Source organism: Vibrio sp. Isolate22 (assembly GCF_022398115.1).
Classification (GTDB): domain Bacteria; phylum Pseudomonadota; class Gammaproteobacteria; order Enterobacterales; family Vibrionaceae; genus Vibrio.
Genome location: NZ_JAKEUW010000001.1, coordinates 246,798 through 264,311, shown reverse-complemented (window position 1 = coordinate 264,311; position 17,514 = coordinate 246,798). Strand labels below are relative to the sequence as shown.

The 17,514-nt window shown below is 46.9% G+C and carries 17 protein-coding genes; 4 read left to right on the top strand and 13 right to left on the bottom strand.

Translation table 11 applies throughout. The features are described 5' to 3' along the window. Positions 1-47 precede the first annotated feature (47 nt). Positions 48-386, bottom strand: a complete 339-nt coding sequence (locus L1D55_RS01210; protein ID WP_128163101.1) for a 4a-hydroxytetrahydrobiopterin dehydratase — start codon at positions 384-386, stop codon at positions 48-50. Continuing rightward, a complete protein-coding gene (gene phhA, locus L1D55_RS01205) occupies positions 376-1,170 on the bottom strand; it encodes a phenylalanine 4-monooxygenase (protein ID WP_239916137.1) in 795 nt (264 codons plus the stop codon). Before phhA ends, L1D55_RS01210 begins: the two co-directional genes overlap by 11 nt. Before the next feature lie 199 nt (positions 1,171-1,369). Between phhA and L1D55_RS01200 the strand changes: the two genes are divergently transcribed. Beyond that, a complete protein-coding gene (locus L1D55_RS01200) occupies positions 1,370-3,355 on the top strand; it encodes an acetoacetate--CoA ligase (RefSeq protein ID WP_239916135.1) in 1,986 nt (661 codons plus the stop codon). A gap of 77 nt (positions 3,356-3,432) precedes the next feature. Here L1D55_RS01200 and maiA read toward each other — a convergent pair whose 3' ends face one another. From maiA to hppD, 4 genes are read right to left on the bottom strand one after another with little or no spacing between them, the layout of a single operon-like run. Beyond that, on the bottom strand, positions 3,433-4,116 hold the full coding sequence (gene maiA, locus L1D55_RS01195) for a maleylacetoacetate isomerase (RefSeq protein ID WP_239916134.1): 684 nt from the start codon (positions 4,114-4,116) through the stop codon (positions 3,433-3,435). A gap of 54 nt (positions 4,117-4,170) precedes the next feature. Beyond that, positions 4,171-5,208, bottom strand: coding sequence for a fumarylacetoacetate hydrolase family protein (locus L1D55_RS01190; RefSeq protein ID WP_239916132.1), 1,038 nt, complete (start codon positions 5,206-5,208; stop codon positions 4,171-4,173). A gap of 12 nt (positions 5,209-5,220) precedes the next feature. After that, positions 5,221-6,351 carry a homogentisate 1,2-dioxygenase gene (locus L1D55_RS01185; RefSeq protein ID WP_171369596.1) on the bottom strand — a complete coding sequence of 377 codons (1,131 nt, stop codon included), beginning with the start codon at positions 6,349-6,351 and terminating at the stop codon, positions 5,221-5,223. Continuing rightward, positions 6,344-7,417, bottom strand: a complete 1,074-nt coding sequence (gene hppD / locus L1D55_RS01180) for a 4-hydroxyphenylpyruvate dioxygenase (RefSeq protein ID WP_102424055.1) — start codon at positions 7,415-7,417, stop codon at positions 6,344-6,346. The genes L1D55_RS01185 and hppD overlap by 8 nt, the downstream gene beginning before the upstream one ends. A gap of 103 nt (positions 7,418-7,520) precedes the next feature. Between hppD and L1D55_RS01175 the strand changes: the two genes are divergently transcribed. Then, complete coding sequence (locus L1D55_RS01175; RefSeq protein ID WP_239916130.1) at positions 7,521-7,709, top strand: hypothetical protein; 189 nt, start codon at positions 7,521-7,523, stop codon at positions 7,707-7,709. Positions 7,710-7,808: 99 nt separating this feature from the next. Here the strand turns inward: L1D55_RS01175 and L1D55_RS01170 are convergent, their stop codons facing one another. Genes L1D55_RS01170 through L1D55_RS01145 form a run of 6 tightly spaced genes read right to left on the bottom strand, consistent with a single transcriptional unit; the run spans position 7,809 to position 13,164 of the window. Further along, positions 7,809-8,468, bottom strand: a complete 660-nt coding sequence (locus L1D55_RS01170; RefSeq protein ID WP_239916128.1) for an HAD family hydrolase — start codon at positions 8,466-8,468, stop codon at positions 7,809-7,811. Between the two features lies 1 nt (position 8,469). After that, positions 8,470-9,489 (bottom strand): ABC transporter ATP-binding protein, encoded by a 1,020-nt coding sequence (locus tag L1D55_RS01165; RefSeq protein ID WP_239916127.1) that lies wholly within the window; start codon positions 9,487-9,489, stop codon positions 8,470-8,472. Further along, positions 9,489-10,274 (bottom strand): ABC transporter permease, encoded by a 786-nt coding sequence (locus tag L1D55_RS01160; protein ID WP_004732591.1) that lies wholly within the window; start codon positions 10,272-10,274, stop codon positions 9,489-9,491. The genes L1D55_RS01165 and L1D55_RS01160 overlap by 1 nt, the downstream gene beginning before the upstream one ends. Next, positions 10,274-11,167 (bottom strand): ABC transporter permease subunit, encoded by an 894-nt coding sequence (locus L1D55_RS01155; protein WP_239916126.1) that lies wholly within the window; start codon positions 11,165-11,167, stop codon positions 10,274-10,276. Before L1D55_RS01155 ends, L1D55_RS01160 begins: the two co-directional genes overlap by 1 nt. Further along, entirely contained in the window at positions 11,164-12,027 is an 864-nt protein-coding gene (locus L1D55_RS01150; RefSeq protein ID WP_239916125.1) for an alkaline phosphatase family protein, read from the bottom strand. Before L1D55_RS01150 ends, L1D55_RS01155 begins: the two co-directional genes overlap by 4 nt. A gap of 33 nt (positions 12,028-12,060) precedes the next feature. After that, on the bottom strand, positions 12,061-13,164 hold the full coding sequence (locus tag L1D55_RS01145) for an ABC transporter substrate-binding protein (RefSeq protein WP_239916124.1): 1,104 nt from the start codon (positions 13,162-13,164) through the stop codon (positions 12,061-12,063). A 211-nt stretch (positions 13,165-13,375) separates the two neighbouring features. Between L1D55_RS01145 and L1D55_RS01140 the strand changes: the two genes are divergently transcribed. Then, positions 13,376-14,104, top strand: a complete 729-nt coding sequence (locus tag L1D55_RS01140; protein WP_128163076.1) for a UTRA domain-containing protein — start codon at positions 13,376-13,378, stop codon at positions 14,102-14,104. A gap of 98 nt (positions 14,105-14,202) precedes the next feature. On the opposite strand, the gene L1D55_RS01135 is transcribed toward L1D55_RS01140, so the two are convergent. Then, entirely contained in the window at positions 14,203-16,593 is a 2,391-nt protein-coding gene (locus L1D55_RS01135) for a response regulator (RefSeq protein ID WP_239916123.1), read from the bottom strand. An 88-nt stretch (positions 16,594-16,681) separates the two neighbouring features. On the opposite strand from L1D55_RS01135, the gene L1D55_RS01130 reads away from it, so the two are divergent. After that, a complete protein-coding gene (locus tag L1D55_RS01130) occupies positions 16,682-17,440 on the top strand; it encodes a transporter substrate-binding domain-containing protein (protein WP_239916122.1) in 759 nt (252 codons plus the stop codon). Positions 17,441-17,514: the final 74 nt, after the last annotated feature.

Genomic DNA, 17,514 nt, shown 5'->3' with positions numbered 1-17,514 from the left:
AATTCAAATCATTGAGGCTGGAGAAGTACTTCTCCAGCCCAGAATGACTATTCACTCTCCGCGAACACATCGCAGCGTGAAGCACAGATGAAGTCATTTTTGTGTAGGCCTTTGATTGAGTGGCTCCACCAAGTGACGGTGACTTTACCCCACTCCAGTAGGATAGAAGGATGATGGAACTCTTCTTCTGCCAACTCTGACACTTTATTGCTGAATGCCCATGCTTGTTTGTAGTTCTTAAACTTGTATACCTTTTCAAGCTGCGGGATGCCGTCTCTTTCGATGATTTGCCAATCAGACAACTCCAGCAATAGCGACTGTTGTTCATCTTTAGTCAGGGCAATCGCATCGATACTACAGGCTTCGCATTTTAGTTCATTCAACATGTGTCGGTTCCTTGGGTTCAAAAAGTGGTGGTAGTAGCCCCGCATCAATCGCGAGATCAGCTTGCTGTAACAGGTTTTCTTGGCTGATTTGAAACAGTTCAGCCAAATCATTAATCACATAATATTTCGGTTGCATGATGTCGATGCGGTAAGGCGTTCTTAGCACCGTTTGTAAATCAAAACGCTCACGAACAGCCAAATCCCCTTCTAGCGCATAATTGGTTTCTGCTGGAGAAGAGAGAATGCCGCCGCCGTAGATTTTCAATCTATCGCCCTCTTTTACTAATCCGAACTCAACCGTAAACCAATACAAACGGGCAAGATAACCCCGCTGCTTAGAAGTAGCCGCTTGACCCAGTTTTCCATAATGCTCAGTGAACGCAGCAAAATCAGGGTTAGTAAGCATGGCACAGTGACCAAAAATCTCATGGAAAAAGTCTGGCTCTTGTAGGTAATCAAACTCGTCTCGCGTTCTCAGAAACGTCGCGACGGGAAACTTCTTATTCGCAAGCAAGTCAAAAAAACGATCGAAATCTATCAAGGCTGGTACCGGCTCTACCTGCCAACCTGTTGTTTCTTTTAATACTTTGTTTATTTCAGGGAGTTGAGGAACTCTATCTAATGGCAGATCAAGCAGCGTCAATCCGTGTAAATAGGCTTCACAAGCGCGGTCATTAATGACGTCCAGTTGCCTTGTCACCAAGTCGTGCCAAATGGCGTCTTCTTCGAGGCTCCACTCAACCCATCCCTCTTGGCTCACGGGCTTAGAATGATATTGAGTCATTACATACCTCCTTTCGAATGTCTCCCTTTAAGCCTATCTCCACTCCTTATAAGCGCCAATTTGCTCTATTTTTCCAAAACCCAGATTGTGTAACATTTTATTTACACAATCCCGCCGTACCCTTATTTTGCTGATCTTTTGACTTTGTAAACCCTAAATACCAGACTGAAATCGTTAACTTTTTGTTAAAGGTAAAGGAATGCACGAAAGCAACAAGTCAGTTTGGCAGCCTAGCGAGCAGCGTATCGCCAATGCCAACTTAACCCGATTTATCGACAGTCTTAATCTCTCTGAATTAAACCGAGAGAGAGGCATACAAAGCTACGCCGAACTCCATCAATGGTCGGTGGATCAGCCGGAATTGTTTTGGAAAAACGTGTGGCAGTTTTGTGGCGTGGTTGGCTCGCAAGGAAGTGAAATCCAAACGCAAGGTGAGAGCCGCTGGCAGCAGCCTAAATCGAATCGTGATGCAGTTTGGTTTCCGAATGCGCAAGTAAACTATGCCGAAAATTTGCTTCGCTTGGCGCAAACCATGCCTGACGAGCAAGCGATTTGGTTTGAGAATGAACGTGGTGAGCAGCAGAGCTACACATGGAAAGCCCTATATGAAGCTGTCTCCAACGTTCAGCAATGGCTTGTTGATAGCGGCGTCAGGCAAGGTGATGTGGTTGCTGCGTATACGCCCTACCTGCCACAAACAGTGATAGCCATGCTCGCGACCACCAGCTTAGGTGCGATTTGGACGTCAACCTCGCCTGATTTTGGCGTTGAGAGTGTGATTGAGCGGTTTGGCCAAGTTAAACCCAAGGTGCTATTCACCTGCGATGGTTACACTTTCAATGGTAAAACATTTGATATGGCAGACAAGAACAGCGCCATCATTGAGCACCTCAGTGAGCTAAAACAGGTGTGTCAAATCGGCTATTTAAAAAAGAATGATTTTGAGAGTGACGTGTCGCTGCAAAGCTGGAACAACATTATCAATCATTACCAGCCACAACCTGTTCGGTTTGTGCGTATCGGCTTCAATGATCCGCTGTTTGTGCTCTACTCTTCTGGAACCACAGGTAAGCCAAAGTGCATTGTGCACTCTGTTGGCGGCACCATCATCAACCACTTAAAAGAGCATCAACTGCACAGCGATGTTAAGCCGAACGATCGCGTTTTCTACTACACCACATGTGGTTGGATGATGTGGAACTGGCACGTTTCTGCACTTGCCAGCGGTGCTTGTTTGGTGATCTTTGATGGCAGCCCTGTTTACCCGCAACCCAATGTTCTGTGGGACTTAGCACAACGCACCGATGTGTCGCTGTTTGGTACATCTGCCAAGTATCTAGAAGCGATTGAGAAGGCAGAGATCTCGCCTATCGACAGTCACTCTCTACCTCATTTAAGAACTCTGTGCTCAACGGGTTCTGTGCTTTACCCAGAGCAATTTGATTACGTTTACAAACACATCAAACAAGATCTGCATTTGGCGTCTATTTCTGGCGGCACCGATATCTGTGGCTGTTTTGTGTTAGGTAACCCTATATCACCAGTGTATCGCGGTGAGTGCCAACAGGCAGGGCTTGGCGTCGACATCAAGGTATTCAATTCAACGGGTCATAAAGTCGATCACGAACGTGGTGAACTGGTGTGTACAAATTCCCTCCCCAATTTCCCAGTTGGCTTCTGGAATGACACAGGAGAGCATTATCACAGCACTTATTGGGACAGGTTCGAAAATGTATGGCATCACGGAGACGAAGTCGCACAGAGCGTGCATGGCGGTTATCTGTTCTACGGGCGAGGTGACACCACACTCAACCCTGGTGGTGTGCGTATTGGCACTGCTGAGATATACCAACAAGTGAACACCATTGAGGGCATTATAGATTCCATTGCAGTAGGAAAAGATGTCGACCGCAATGAGCAGATCTGGTTGTTCGTTCAACTGCAGCAAGATGTGGTTCTAGATGAAACGCTATTGACCGCCATTAAGCACAAGCTCAAATCCTCTTGTTCACCTAGGCATGTACCAAGCCAAATTTTTACTATCAGCGACGTGCCAAAAACACGCTCAGGAAAACTGGTAGAGCTGGCAGTGAAACAGGTGGTAAATGGCAAACCCGTTGAGAACATCGGTGCGATAGCCAATGCGGATGTGCTCGATGAGATCAAGCGTGTGATTTCGCTTTAAACTTGAAAAAAAGCCCTCCACGAATGAACATCATGGAGGGCTTTCTACTCTTAACAGCCGTTGGGGCTTAATCTGAGCTATACGTTCGCATCTGCCTGATTCTCTGGCATCGCATCAATGAACGCAGGTAACTGGTTACACGCTGCAACAATCGAGTTGATCAGCGGATAAGGCGACATATCCACATCAAAGCGTAGCGCATTGTAAACTTGCGGCACCAAGCAAATATCGACGATACAGGGTGAATCCATGATGCTATACACCGAGTCGCCGTGCGCTTTTCTGTGCTTCGCCAGCTTCTCTTCTAAAGCATGGAAACCTTGGCTCATCCAATGATGAAGCCAATCCTTTTTCGCCTCTTGTTCGCACGACAATTCTCGCTCCAGATACTGCAGCACACGCAGATTGTTCAGAGGGTGAATTTCCATCGCAATATCCTGAGCCATCGCCAGCGCTTGGTAACGCAGTGGGGGTTGCTCAGGGATCAACAAGGTGTCTGGGCAACTCTCACACAAATAGTTTTCGTCCAAGTATTGCAAGATTGTCAGCGACTGATTGAGTTGAACGTCACCATCCACCAGCACGGGCACTAATTCACTGGCATTGAGCTCGTGATATTGTGGATCATGCTGCTCGCCACCATTACGCACCAAATGCACCGATTTCGACTCATAGCTAAGTTGCTTTAAATTCAACCCAATGCGCACTCGATAGGCTGCCGAAGAGCGCCAGTAACCATAGAGTGTGATCTTCTTGTTCATAAAGAGCCCTTGTCCATACTATTCATCTCTGTCGCTTTACTCTTGTCGTTATCACTAGCGTGGTCGATATTGACTGACTTTTTGGTCAATCGCGCCAAAGATCGAGTCACCAGAGGCATCGAACATCTCTAGACGAATCGAATCACCAAACGACATGAATTGAGTCGACGGCTTACCATCACGAATTGTCTCTATCATGCGTACTTCAGCAATGCACGAGTAGCCCACACCGCCTTCCGCAATTGAGGTGCCGTGGTCAGTACCTTGCTTGTTCGATACCGTGCCAGAGCCAATGATCGCACCAGCCGACAGTGGGCGAGTCTTCGAAGCATGGACAATCAGCTCCGCGAAATTGAAGGTCATGTCGACACCGGCATTCGGGCAACCAAAAGGTGTGTCGTTGTAGGTTGAAGTCAGTGGCAGGTGCACCTTACTGCCTTTCCACTGTTCACCTAGCTCATCGGGCGTAACGGCAACCGGAGAAAACGCTGAAGAGGGCTTAGACTGGAAGAAACCAAAGCCCTTGGCGAGCTCAGCCGGAATCAAACCACGCAGCGACACATCATTCACCAACATTAGCAGACGAATCGAATCATGCGCTTGCTTGGCGCTAGCTCCCATTGGCACATCTCCGGTGATAACCGCAACTTCTCCCTCGAAGTCGATACCCCACTCATCACTGGCAAATTCAATATTGTCACGTGGACCAATAAAGGCATCTGAGCCACCTTGATACATAAGCGGATCAACCCAGAAGCTTTCTGGCATTTCAGCACCACGAGCCTTACGCACCAGCTCAACATGGTTTACATACGCGCTACCATCCGCCCATTGATAAGCGCGTGGCAGAGGCGATTCACAATATTGAGGCGCAAACACTTCACTGCCCGTCACATGGCCAGTGTTGAGCGAGTTGTATAGCTCTTCTAACTGAGGTGCCACACTGTCCCAGTTATCCAGGGCGACTTGCATGGTTGGCGCCAGTTGCATCGCGTGAAAAATTTCCGTCGCTGGCACACACTGTTTGAGATCTCTACTCACGACCATCAAAAGACCATCGCGAGTACCATTTTTCTTGGTTGCTAATTTCATCCTTGTTGCCCCTTACTTCTCTTGCCAACTGTAGACATATTCTTTGTTCTCAACGCTATCGAGCTCGTCAGAGAACTGCAGTGCATGGCGAGTATCGATCATCACAGCCACTTCGTCGGTGAACTTTTTCTTATACGCTTGCCCAGCCTTAAAAGCTTTAGGGTGAGGCCCATGAGTGAAGCCCGCAGGGTGGAAAGTCACCATGCCCGCTTCAATATTGTCGCGACTAAAGAAGTCTCCAGCGTGATAGAAAAGTACTTCGTCGTAATCATCATTGTTGTGGTAAAACGGCACTTTCAATGCGCCAGGATCGCTCTCAATCGGGCGCGGCACAAAGGTACACACCACAAAGCCCGCGCCAACAAAAGTGGTATGCGCAGACGGTGGCAAGTGGTAGCGATGTGACATCAGCGGTCTGATATCGCGCCAGTTCACTTTCACCACAGCCAAATCACCATGCCAACCAATCGCGTCTAAAGGATTGAACGGATAAGTGATCACGCTGACTTTGTCATGGCGTTTCACCTGAACTTGGGTTTGATCTTCTGAATACTGAGCACGGAATTGATCGTTGATCGATGGAATTTCAAGAACCGCCGGATCAAACACCGCGTGATTGCCGACCATGCCCTTCTCCGGCAAGGAATAAGCCGCGTCGGTGTTCTCAATCATCAAAATGAACATTGGCTCACTTGGCTCCAAGCGCCAATTAGTCGAGCGCGGAATCATCACGTAATCCCCTTCACTAACCTCTAAATGACCATAATCGCAATAGAGATCAGCCCTGCCTTGGTGAATGAACAGTAGCTCATCGCCATCGGAGTTACGTACCAAGAAATCCATCTTCTCATCCATGCGCCATACGCGAATTTTGCAGTCCGCGTTATGCAAAAGATGAGGCACAGCCCATGGGGTTATCTGACTGGCTTTGTCCACCAGCGTAAAATCAAAAGCGCGAGGGCGTAAGTCGCCCTCCCACTCTGACCAACCTGTTGGCGCATGTTGGTGATGGAAATGAGCGGCAGGGCCGAAGAAACCACTTCGGCCCGCCTCTCGCTCATAGATAGCCTCTTCGGGGAAATCAGCATGCGCTTGTTTAGAGCACACCCCCTCCCGATGAGGAAACGAGATCCATTTATGCATCGTCTAATACTCCTCGACGAATCTGGTCCTCTTCTATCGATTCAAACAGCGCCTTAAAGTTGCCTTCGCCAAAGCCTTCGTTGCCTTTACGCTGAATGATTTCAAAGAACACAGGCCCAATAACCGTCTGTGTGAAAATTTGCAGCAAGATGCCGTCTTTCGTCGGTGCACCATCAATCAGAACACGCAGCTCGCGCAGTAGATCAGTATCTTCACCATGCCCTTTAACACGCTCGTCAACTTTCTCGTAGTAGGTATCCGGCGTTGGCATAAAGTCCATGCCGCGATCACGCAGAGTTTTCACTGTTTTGTAGATGTCATCTGTCGCAAGTGCGATGTGTTGAATGCCTTCACCGTTGTATTCGCGGATGAACTCTTCGATTTGTGATTTGTCATCTGAAGATTCATTGATAGGGATGCGGATTTTGCCACATGGTGAAGTCATTGCGCGGCTCACAAGGCCTGTCAGCTTACCTTCAATATCAAAGTATCGGATCTCACGGAAGTTGCCGATACGCTCATAAAAACCAGACCACAGATCCATATTGCCTTGTTTCACGTTGTGCGTAAGGTGGTCGATCTCGTAGAGGCCCACATCCGCTTTCGCCATGCGCTCTTCTGCATCATCATAGAATCGGAAATCAACATCATAGATGCTCTGCTTGCCGTAACGGTCTACGAAATAAAGCAAGCTTTCACCAATGCCATAAATGGCAGGAATACTCAGCTCCATTGGCCCGATTTCTGTCTTGTACTCTTCACCACCACCGTTAGACGCCTGCGTCATTGCCGTGGTTGCATCGTTAACACGAAACGCCATGCCACACACCGATGGGCCGTGAACTTTAGCAAACGCTTCAGCTTGGCTGTGTGGTTGTTCATTGACGATAAAGTTGATGTCACCTTGTCGATAAAGCCAAGCCTCTTTTGAACGGTGCTTAGCAATCTCGGCAAAGCCAAGTGACACAAACAGCGCTTTAAGTTGCTCAATTCCCTTGTGGTCGACAGCTGTGTATTCAACAAACTCGAATCCATCCGTACCAAGCGGGTTGTATGACTCCACCATGAACTTTCTCCTTGTACCTATCGGTCTTGTGTTACGTTTTTTGTGAAATGATTGTTTGTTTTTTGTCCTTAATTAAATTTGGCCCACAAGCCGACAGATTGGAATGGATGGAGAGAAATGGACAATCACGCTAAAAACCCGTCACCTTGTAAAATATTTGTTACAGACAAACTCTAATCACAAGAAAGTAAGCACTATCAAGGGATTGAATGATGGTGGTTTGATTTACAACCAAGCAAGGAATGTTATTAAGTTGTTACATTCGAGGTTTTCAATGAAAAGTGCAGATTAGAGAATTCCGTCAAACCTCATTCACTGGCAAACAAAAAGTCGCTGTAGTCAGCGGCTTGATAAGTTCTAAAACGAAGCTTATTCGAATATAGGGTTCGCGTTAATCCCAGTTGAGAATAGACCAATTCGGTTTATCGGCCAGTGCTTTCAAACGCGGGCATGGGTTCACTAAATACGCAAAATCAGCGTGTTCACACAAAGGTAAGTCGTTGATTGAATCGGTATAAAAGTGAATGTCTGAATAGTTAGTTTCTTGATTGTCTAACCACTCTTTCAAACGGGTGACTTTACCTTCTCGGTAGCTCGGCACACCTAATATTTGAGAAGTAAAACGGCCTTGGTTTTCGACCAAATCGATACCGAGTGCATTCTCGATACCAATCTTACGACCCACAGCTTCTACTAAAAAAGTGACGCTCGCCGAGATGATCAACATGTCGATATCATCACGCTCCAGCTGCTCTATCAATGGTTTCGACTGTTTGAACTGCTTAGGTAAAATATACTGCTCAACACACTCTTCCACCAAAGCGCTGACTTGCTCAGTTGGCATGTCAGCGAGTGGCTCCATAGCGAACGTGAGGTAGTCTTCCATGTTCAGCTTACCTTCCGAATACAAGCCCATTAAGCGCTGGTCTTCTTCAATAAAGTTCGGCGCTGTAGCAATGCCCTTTTCAACCAAGAATTCATTCCAGAGCATCGCTGCATCGGCATTGATCAGCGTTTCGTCCATATCAAATACATACAAAGGTTTGAACATCTTAGGCTCTCACAGGTTGAATTTCATTAAGGTTAAACAGGAGTTCAAGTTGGCTGCCATTTGCCAATAGTCGTTCAGAAGAACGGTTCAGCAGGTCGACCGTCAGCTCACACTCGTCGACATCCACTTGGTAGCGAATCACGTTGCCCAACAGCTGGTGGTTACGAATAGTGCCGGTTTTCGGCGCAGAGATATGTTCGCCATATTGTCGGCCTTGCTCTTTAACGTAGATAGATTCAGGACGAATCGCCACCTTCCACTCGGTTTCAATATCAAACAGCTGCTTAGCCTTGTTCGCTTGCACCAAGTTGTAGTGTCCCATGAATCCTGCCACGAACTCATTGGCCGGTTGAGTGTAGATCTCTTCAGGTGTACCCGCTTGTACGATCTCGCCTTTATTCATCAAGAAGATACGGTCAGACATGATCATCGCCTCTTCCTGATCGTGAGTCACGAAGATCGTGGTCAGATTCATCTCTTTTTGAATGTCTCGGATCTGTTGGCGAAGATGTTTACGGATCTTCGCATCCAGCGCAGAAAGCGGTTCATCCAACAACAGAATACGCGGCTTGACCACCAAGGCTCTTGCCAAAGCCACACGCTGACGCTGGCCGCCTGATAACTGATGCGGGTAGAACTTCTCTTTGCCCGTTAAATCCACCAGCCCAATCACTTTCGCAACTTCGCGCTTAATCTCGTCAGCAGCAAGCTTTTTCATCTTAAGGCCAAACGCAATGTTGCCTTCAACCGTCATGTTCGGGAACAGCGCATAAGATTGAAACACCATGCCGATGCCACGCTCTTGCGGCACTTGGTGAGTAATCTCCTCACCATTCACCCAGATTTCGCCACCATCGACCGGATTTAAACCAGCCAAGCTACGTAGCAAGGTCGATTTACCGCAGCCACTTGGGCCAAGCAACGTGATGAACTCTCCCTTCTCGATGGAAAATTCAATATCTTCAAATACTGTGTTGTCACCAAAACGCTTGGTGAGGTTTTTCGCATTTACAAAGCTCATTATTTGGTTCCTTGGCTGAAACGACTTGCCAACCAAGTCAGTAAGAAAATAAACAGGAAGTACGTCATCACAAGGGCTGACGTGAAGTGACCGCTGGTTTGACGCATGTTGTATAGGTAGATTTGCAGCGTCTCGTAACGTGTACCCACCAAGATGTTGGCGAACACGAACTCGCCCAATAGGAACGAGAATGACAAGAACAGCGATGCCATTAAGCCTTTCTTAAGGTTTGGCAGAATAATCAATAAAAACGCCTTAGTCGTGCTTGCGCCGAGCAGGTGAGCCGCGTCCATCAAGTCATGCAGGTTAATAGCTTCAAAGCTGTTGGCAATCGCGCGATACATGAATGGCAGCGCGATGGTGAAGTAAGTACCAATCAGAATCCACGGTGTGCCTATCAAAGAGATTTCGCTATCGGCATACAGCTGAAGCAAACCCACCGACGATACTACTGGCGGTACTGCGAACGGCAATAAGATGAGGATATTCATCACCTTGTCGAGTTTCGGGAAATAGTAAAACACCACGAAAATCGCAGGTAGAACCAACACCACACTCAGTGACAACGCCGCCACACAGATAAATAGTGAACGACCAAAGGCTTGTAAGAAGCGAGGATCCGTCAACAGGTTGATGTACCAATCCAAAGTAAAACCATCAGGCAAGATCGTCGCGCCCCAACGCGAAGAGATCGAGTAAATGAAGGTCGCCAAGATCGGAATCATCATAATACCAACGATCGAATAGACCACGGTTTTATGAAAGCGAGTATTTACGGTGTTCATTACTTTCTCTTCCCTGCGTAGCTTTTGCTGATCAGCCATTGGTTAATCACGGTGATGAAGGCCAGCATCGCCATCAGAATCACGGAAATTGCGGCTGCTAGGTTGGGTTCAAGGAACAAGTCGCCCGATACCAAGCTCGCGATTCGAATCGTAATCACGTTGTAGTTACCCGAAGTCAACGCATACACGCTCGCATACGCGCCAATTGCATTAGCAATCAAGATGATGAAGGTGCCGAACAAGGCCGGTGATAACACAGGCAACGCTATTTTGGTCCAGTATTGCCAAGTTCTCGCACCAAGCAGTGCCGAGGCAGCTTGCCAGTCGTCATTCAATGCATCGAACGCTGGATACAGCAACAACACCGCCAATGGGATCTGGAAGTAGATATAAATCGCCAGCAAGCCCCACTTGCCATACAGGTCGAAATCACCCAGCAATCCGTACTGCTTTAGCAATAAGGTGATAGCGCCATTGGTGCCTAGGATAATGATGAAGGCGAACGACAGAGGCACACCAGAGAAGTTGCTGCTCATGTTGGTAAAGGCAATCACCGCATCGCGGATTTTAGAATCAACGCGGCGCAATGAAGAGACCAACAGAGTCGCAATCGCTAAGCCAACAATGCTCGACCAAATCGACAACCATAAACTGTTGCCAAAGGCCTGCATCATGAAGGCAGAATCGAATATTTCGGAATAGTTTTCGAGAGAGAGCTCATCGTCGTAGAAGAAGCTGTTGATCAACACCCAAACCATAGGTGCCAGTTGGAACAGATAGAAAAACAGGGCGAAAGGCGCAAGCCATAAGGCGGGCTTGAAGCGTTTGAACCAAGATTTGGTTTGAGGTTTAAGCGCAGAGTCATCGCTCTGCGTGATTACAGAACTGCTCATAGGGCCAACAATTCCTGAGTGTAAGATTTATCGTGTTCAAGGTTGAGTAGCTGACACACGCTGCCGCAAATATAAGTCTGTTTCACTGAACATTCTTGATGTGTGAACTTATCGCCAATCACAAAGAATGGCACTTCACGCTCTTCAGGCAGAATACCACCATGAGACAAGTCATTGTTCATGCCGTGGTCACTGGTGATGATCACCTGATAACCATCGTCCACCCATTTCTCAAGGTAGTTCGACAGGTAGATATCGGCGCCACGTGCACTATTACGGTATTGGCGAGAGTCCAACCCGTGCTTGTGGCCCATGTCGTCAATGTTCATTGGGTGAATCAGCAAGAAGTCCGGCTGATGGGTGACACGCAAATGCTCAGCATCCAAGAACAAGGCTTCATCTGGGTAGTGGTCCCAGTGGTAGAAACAGCCATGTTGAATGTTCATGGTTTCGTCGTTGGTAAAGCGATCACGCACTGCATCAAAAGGCGCTCGGTTATACAGCTCACTCACCCAGTGATACGCCGCGGCAGCCGTTACTTTGCCCTGTGATTTAGCCAAACTAAAAATCGATTCGTGATTCGATAAACGCACAATTTGGTTGTTAACGATGCCACTCTCAACGGGGCGAACTCCGGTTAAGATGCACTCATACAGTGGACGTGACATGGACGGCAGCTCACACTGCATTGGGTAAAGTGTGGCGCGAAGCTTGTGTTTTGGCGTGCTCACATTTAGCGAGTCGCCTTGTTTTTCCTGAAGATCACTCAGTTCTAGAAGACCGTTCAGGTAGCCCATGCAATCACGGGCTACCTGATAATTCAGTCCATCTAGAACAACAAGGATAACCTTATTGCTCATGGTCTATTCTCTGTTGCTTGTTTTGAATATGGATTACTGCTGATGAATCAAGACGCTTTCTTGCCATTGGCGCGGCAGACGACGTGCTGATTTTTCCCATGCTGAGAAGTCAGTGACTGGATGAACGTTGCTGTATTGCTCGTTCGAGATCAGCTTGTCTTGTACTGATTGAGGAAGCGTCACGTTGCTACGGATTGGGCGCGCGTAACCTTCAGCTAGGTTGATCTGGCCTTGGTCACTGAAGATGTATTCACGAGCCAGCTTCGCCGCATTCGGGTTCTTTGCGTATTTATTGATGATGGTGGTGTAACCAGAGATCACTGAACCATCTTGTGGAATATTTACAGTAAAGCGCTCACGGTCAATCTTGTCGCGGTAGTTTAGGGCGTTGAAATCCCACATGATCGCTACTTCCACTTCACCTTTTTCAAGGTTCGCAATGCTTGGATCGGTGTAAGATAGACGGCCTTGCTTCGCTAGTTCACCAAAGAATTTGATCGCCGGTTTTAGGTTCGACTCGTCACCGCCATTCGCAAATGCCGCCGCTAGAATCGCGCTGTTTGCTTGTGCTGCTACGCCTACGTCACCAACAGTGACTTTGTAATCGCCTTCTAGTAGGTCACTCCAAGATTTTGGTGCGTCTTTAACAAGATTGTTGTTTGAGATGAATGAGATAGTGCCCGTATAAGCCAGAGCCCAGTGACCATCTTTGTCTTTCGCCCAGTCTGGAATATCATTCCAAGTACTTGGCTTGTATGGCTGAGTCACGTCTTTCTTCACCGCAACACGTGCAAAGGCGAAGCCAACATCACCGATATCTGCGGTTGCATTTCTTTTCTCTGCTTCAAATTTCGAGATCTCTTGTGCTGAGCTCATGTCTGTATCCTGATGCTTCAAACCGTAGTTCGCTTTCAGATCAGCCCATGTGCCTTTCCAGTTTGCCCAACTGTCTGGCATGCCCACACTGTAAACCGCGCCCTCTTTTTGAGCGGCTTCAATCAGTGACTCAAGATCAGCATCCTTCGCCATCGCTGGCATTGAAAGTGTTGCCGTTATTAGCGTTGCGCCTAACAGTTTTGCAGGTAAATCTCTCAGTTTGGCTGGCGATACAGTTGAACGGCTAAGCAAAGTTTTCATTGTCTCTATCCCTCTGGACTAGGTCAGTAAGTTCGTTTTGTATGCTATCGCCAGAGTGTGACGCTTTCGCGCAACTTATTTGACAGTTAGGGTGCATTTTCATGGCAGTTCTATTTCACCCATATGACAGTAAGCCTTTGTTTACTGTCACATTCCTGTTAACTCCATGGTTTACCTTATTGAGCACACGAACTTATGGACTAGATCAGTAATGAGAACATTGGCAACAGCGCAATCAGGGACACAGCTAGGTAGAATTAAGGCGAGCATCAGAGAACAACTTCAATCGGGTATCTTCACCGAGGGGCAAAAACTGCCATCCGAACGAGAGCTCAGCGAACTGTTTTCCACCACACGAATCACACTCAAAGATGCATTGGTGTCGTTAGAAACCGAAGGCCTGATATACCGAGAGGAGCGCCGAGGCTGGTATGTGTCACCCGAACGTATTCGCTACAACCCATTGTCTCGTTCTCACTTTCATCAAATGATTCGCGAACAAGATCGCATCGCAGAAACACGACTGCTGAGCACTCGCACAGAGATGGCGGCAGGTGATTACGCCAGAGCATTAGAGATAGAACAGATAACACCAATACACGTGATCGAGCGATTACGCTTTATTGATGGCAGAGCGGTACTGTTCGTCGAAAACGTATTGAAAGCCCCCTTGTTTGAAAAAATATTGTCGGAAAACCTCACCATGTCGCTAACAGGTATTTATAGAGAGAAGTATGGCTATGAGACCAAACGTTCGCGCTTTGATGTCATTCCCACTTCAGCCCCAGCCTATGTCGCTAAGGCGTTGAATTTAGCTGAGGGGCAACCGGTGCTGAAGATCTGCCGCGTGAACTACAAACAAGATGGCGAGTTGATGGACTGTGAATTGGAATACTGGCGACCAGACTCAGTAGTGATCCACATCGATAGTATTGGCTAGTGCCGCATCCGTTGAGAGGGTAACCCTACATATACAAAAACTCCGACGGATTAGGTCGGAGTTTTGGGTTCTAACGATGAGATTTAATGGCGTGCGAACTAAACAATCTTCTGATCACTTTCTCCTGTTAGTTCGCTTTTATCAGACAAAAAACTCGCGACAATCTCTCTCAATTTACCTTGGTTCACGGGTTTAGGTAAAAACTCATCCATCCCCACATCAAAACATAAGTGCTTATCTCTCTGCACGACATTGGCTGTTAGCGCCACGATAGGAATATGTTTCGACGTCCCTTCTTCGAGTGCTCTAATCTGTTTTGTCGCTTCAAAGCCATCGAGCACTGGCATCTGACAGTCCATGAAGATCATCTGATACTCATTATGCTTAAACTTATCGACTCCCACTTTACCGTTATCGGCAATGTCGACCTCAAAGCCAAGCTTCTTAAGCATCATCTTGGCAACCTGCTGGTTGACTCTAGAGTCTTCAACCACCAGAACTTTACCGCTAAATAACGAGGTTTCTGGTTGAGGCTTAGACTCTTCAGCCTTAACGCTCTCTTTCGCCACCACCGCTGGTTTAGTGGTTGGTACAGGCTCATTGTCCTTGAACGCGACTTCACCGCGGTTTGGATAGGTGAAGGTCGAGGTGTCCGCCGATCTCGCTAATACCTCACTGATGGTCCACTTAAGCTGGTTATCTTGATACGGGCGAGCAATGTAGGCAATAAAACCCACTTGTTTGGCATGCATTTCGTCTTGCTTACGAGGGTCAGCAGAGATCATAACTAGCTTAGGGCAGGCTTTACCGAAGCGCTCTATCAGGTTTCTTGCAAGCTGGAACCCGTCGATAGAAGGCATCACTTTATCAATCAACACTAAGTCGTAAGGCGAAGCGTTTTCGACAGACTCTGAAACGAGCTCTAGCGCTTGGGTTGCGGTTTCACAGCATGTAGAGGACACACCAAACGATTGTAGCTGTGTCGATGTGATACGCATGTTCAGTTGGCTATCATCTACCAGCAACACCGAGACCTTATTAAAATCAATATTACTTTCGTCAATCTCCAAACACGGATCAAAGTCAGCCACAAAGTAAAAGGTACTGCCCTTCCCTTCAATACTGGTTAGCTCAAGCTTACTGCCCATTAAGGTCACGATCTTATCGCATATGGTGAGACCCAATCCGGTACCGCCGTAAATACGCGTGGTACTGCCATCAGCCTGCTGAAACTTATCAAATACCGATTTTTGTTTGTCTTCTGCGATACCAATACCGCTGTCGGCAACTTCAAATCGAACTCTCAATTTCTGCTCAGGCTCAATCACTTTTTCTAGACGAAGAGAAAGCGTCACATGACCGCGCTCAGTAAATTTAATGGCATTACCCACTAAATTATTCAGCACTTGTCTGAGCTGCGTTCCATCACCAATCACCATGGTTGGAATCTTAGGGTCTATTGCTAGTTGGAATCGAAGCCCTTTTTGCTCAGCTTTAACTCTGAACGTCGACTCAACATCAGCCGCAATGCCCATCATTTTCATCGGCTCTTGTTGAAGCTCTAAACGTCCCGCTTCAATTTTCGAATAATCCAAGATGTCATTGATAAGGTCTAGCAGGGTAAGTGAAGAGGTATTGAGCATGTTGACATACTCTTTTTGCTCTTTCGGCATATCCATTTCAGATAGCAGAGACGAAAGTCCGATGATTCCATTCATGGGAGTTCGGATCTCGTGGCTCATGTTAGCCAAAAATTCACTCTTATTGCGGTTAGCAACTTCAGCGGTCTCTTTGGCTTTGATCAACTCTTGATATTGTTGACGAATACGTTCAATCGATTGGTTATAGCTGTTTTCCAACGTCGATATTTCGTCTTTGTAGGTAGAATCGGTTGGGGTTATAAAGCGCGGTTTGTTGTCTTCAACTTGCTGCTCGTTAATCTGTGATGACATGGTCATTAGACGTTTTACGACCAAGCGATACACGATGACCAAACACACCAATGACAATAGAAAGATTTTCACGGCTTCGAAAGCGAGTAGCAACAGCACTCGTTCTTCAAAGTCATTGAGGATCATACTTAAATCGGACTGCACCGTGAGGGTTGCCAATGGGAAGTCTTTCCCCCCCATCTGGTAAACCATTTCCCAAGACTGAGAGTATGACTGCCCAGTCGCTGGACGACCTAGCTCTAGAATTTTTTCATCGGGGCTTTCGATGAGAAGGTAACTGACCGAGGGAAGACGAGAGATACCTTCCGCTTGCACAAACAGCTGAGCCCGATCTTCAACCCAAAGGCTCGAAGTTAAACCGGAAAGGTAGCCTGCTTTGACCTGTTCGATCTGAGAACTGATAAAAGAAACTCGATTTTGGTACTCCACATATAACCCAAGACCTGTCACTATGACTGTGAATAAGGTACTGATTGCAATGATGGCCCCGATCAACTGTCGAGAGAGTCCAATATAGCGTTTTCCTTTTTTCACCATACAAAAATTACCATTGTTGTTATCTTAGCAAACTACAATTACTCAACTAGTATAATAGTAGTCATTCATCAAATAACTAGGGAAGGTTATGAAAAAACATCTTATCGTTGCATCCATAGTCAGTTTGTTTTCAAGCAGTTATGCTTTTTCAAGCGAGCCTCTTCACTACTACATTATTGCGAGCCAAGCGCAACCTTTTCAGATCGAAACTGACGGGTCATCTCACACTGGAATCGTATCTGATATTGTGGAAGCAGTATTTGATGACAGCCAGTACGAGATTAACTACCACACCTACCCTTTTAATCGAATGATCGACAAGCTAGATGTGAGGGAGAACCCAAATTGGGTCACTTATGGTAGCCCTAGCTGGGGAAACATCCAATCAGCCAACCTATCTAAAGAGCCAATTTACAATGTAAAACACGTATTGCTGAGTAGCGGTAAAAAGCCATTCGAGTTCAATACGATTGATGATCTGGACGGAAAGGCCGTGGTGTTACTGGTGGGGTTTGAGTATCCAAACTTAGAGCCGTACATCCAGCAAGGTAAGCTCAATGAGATTCGAGTAAAAGATTACACAGCTGCGTTCCGCGTACTTAACCGTGCACCCGGTGATACTGTATTTGTAGAGATGGAATCACGAATCAAATACAACCTAAATGAACAGAAACTCAATATCGATGATTACCAAATGCAGGACTTCGGTTCAGTCATCAACAACTACCCAATTCATTTGGCTTTCGACCCAGAAATGGATCCCAAGCTCGAGACTTTTATTAACCAACGTTTAGACCAAATGAAAGACGATGGACAACTCGACGACATCGTACAAAGATACCTATAGGATTCGATTAAACGTATCGCTCGCTAACGCACTCTAGCGGCTTCGGATACCGGAAGCTATAGAAATAAAAAAGG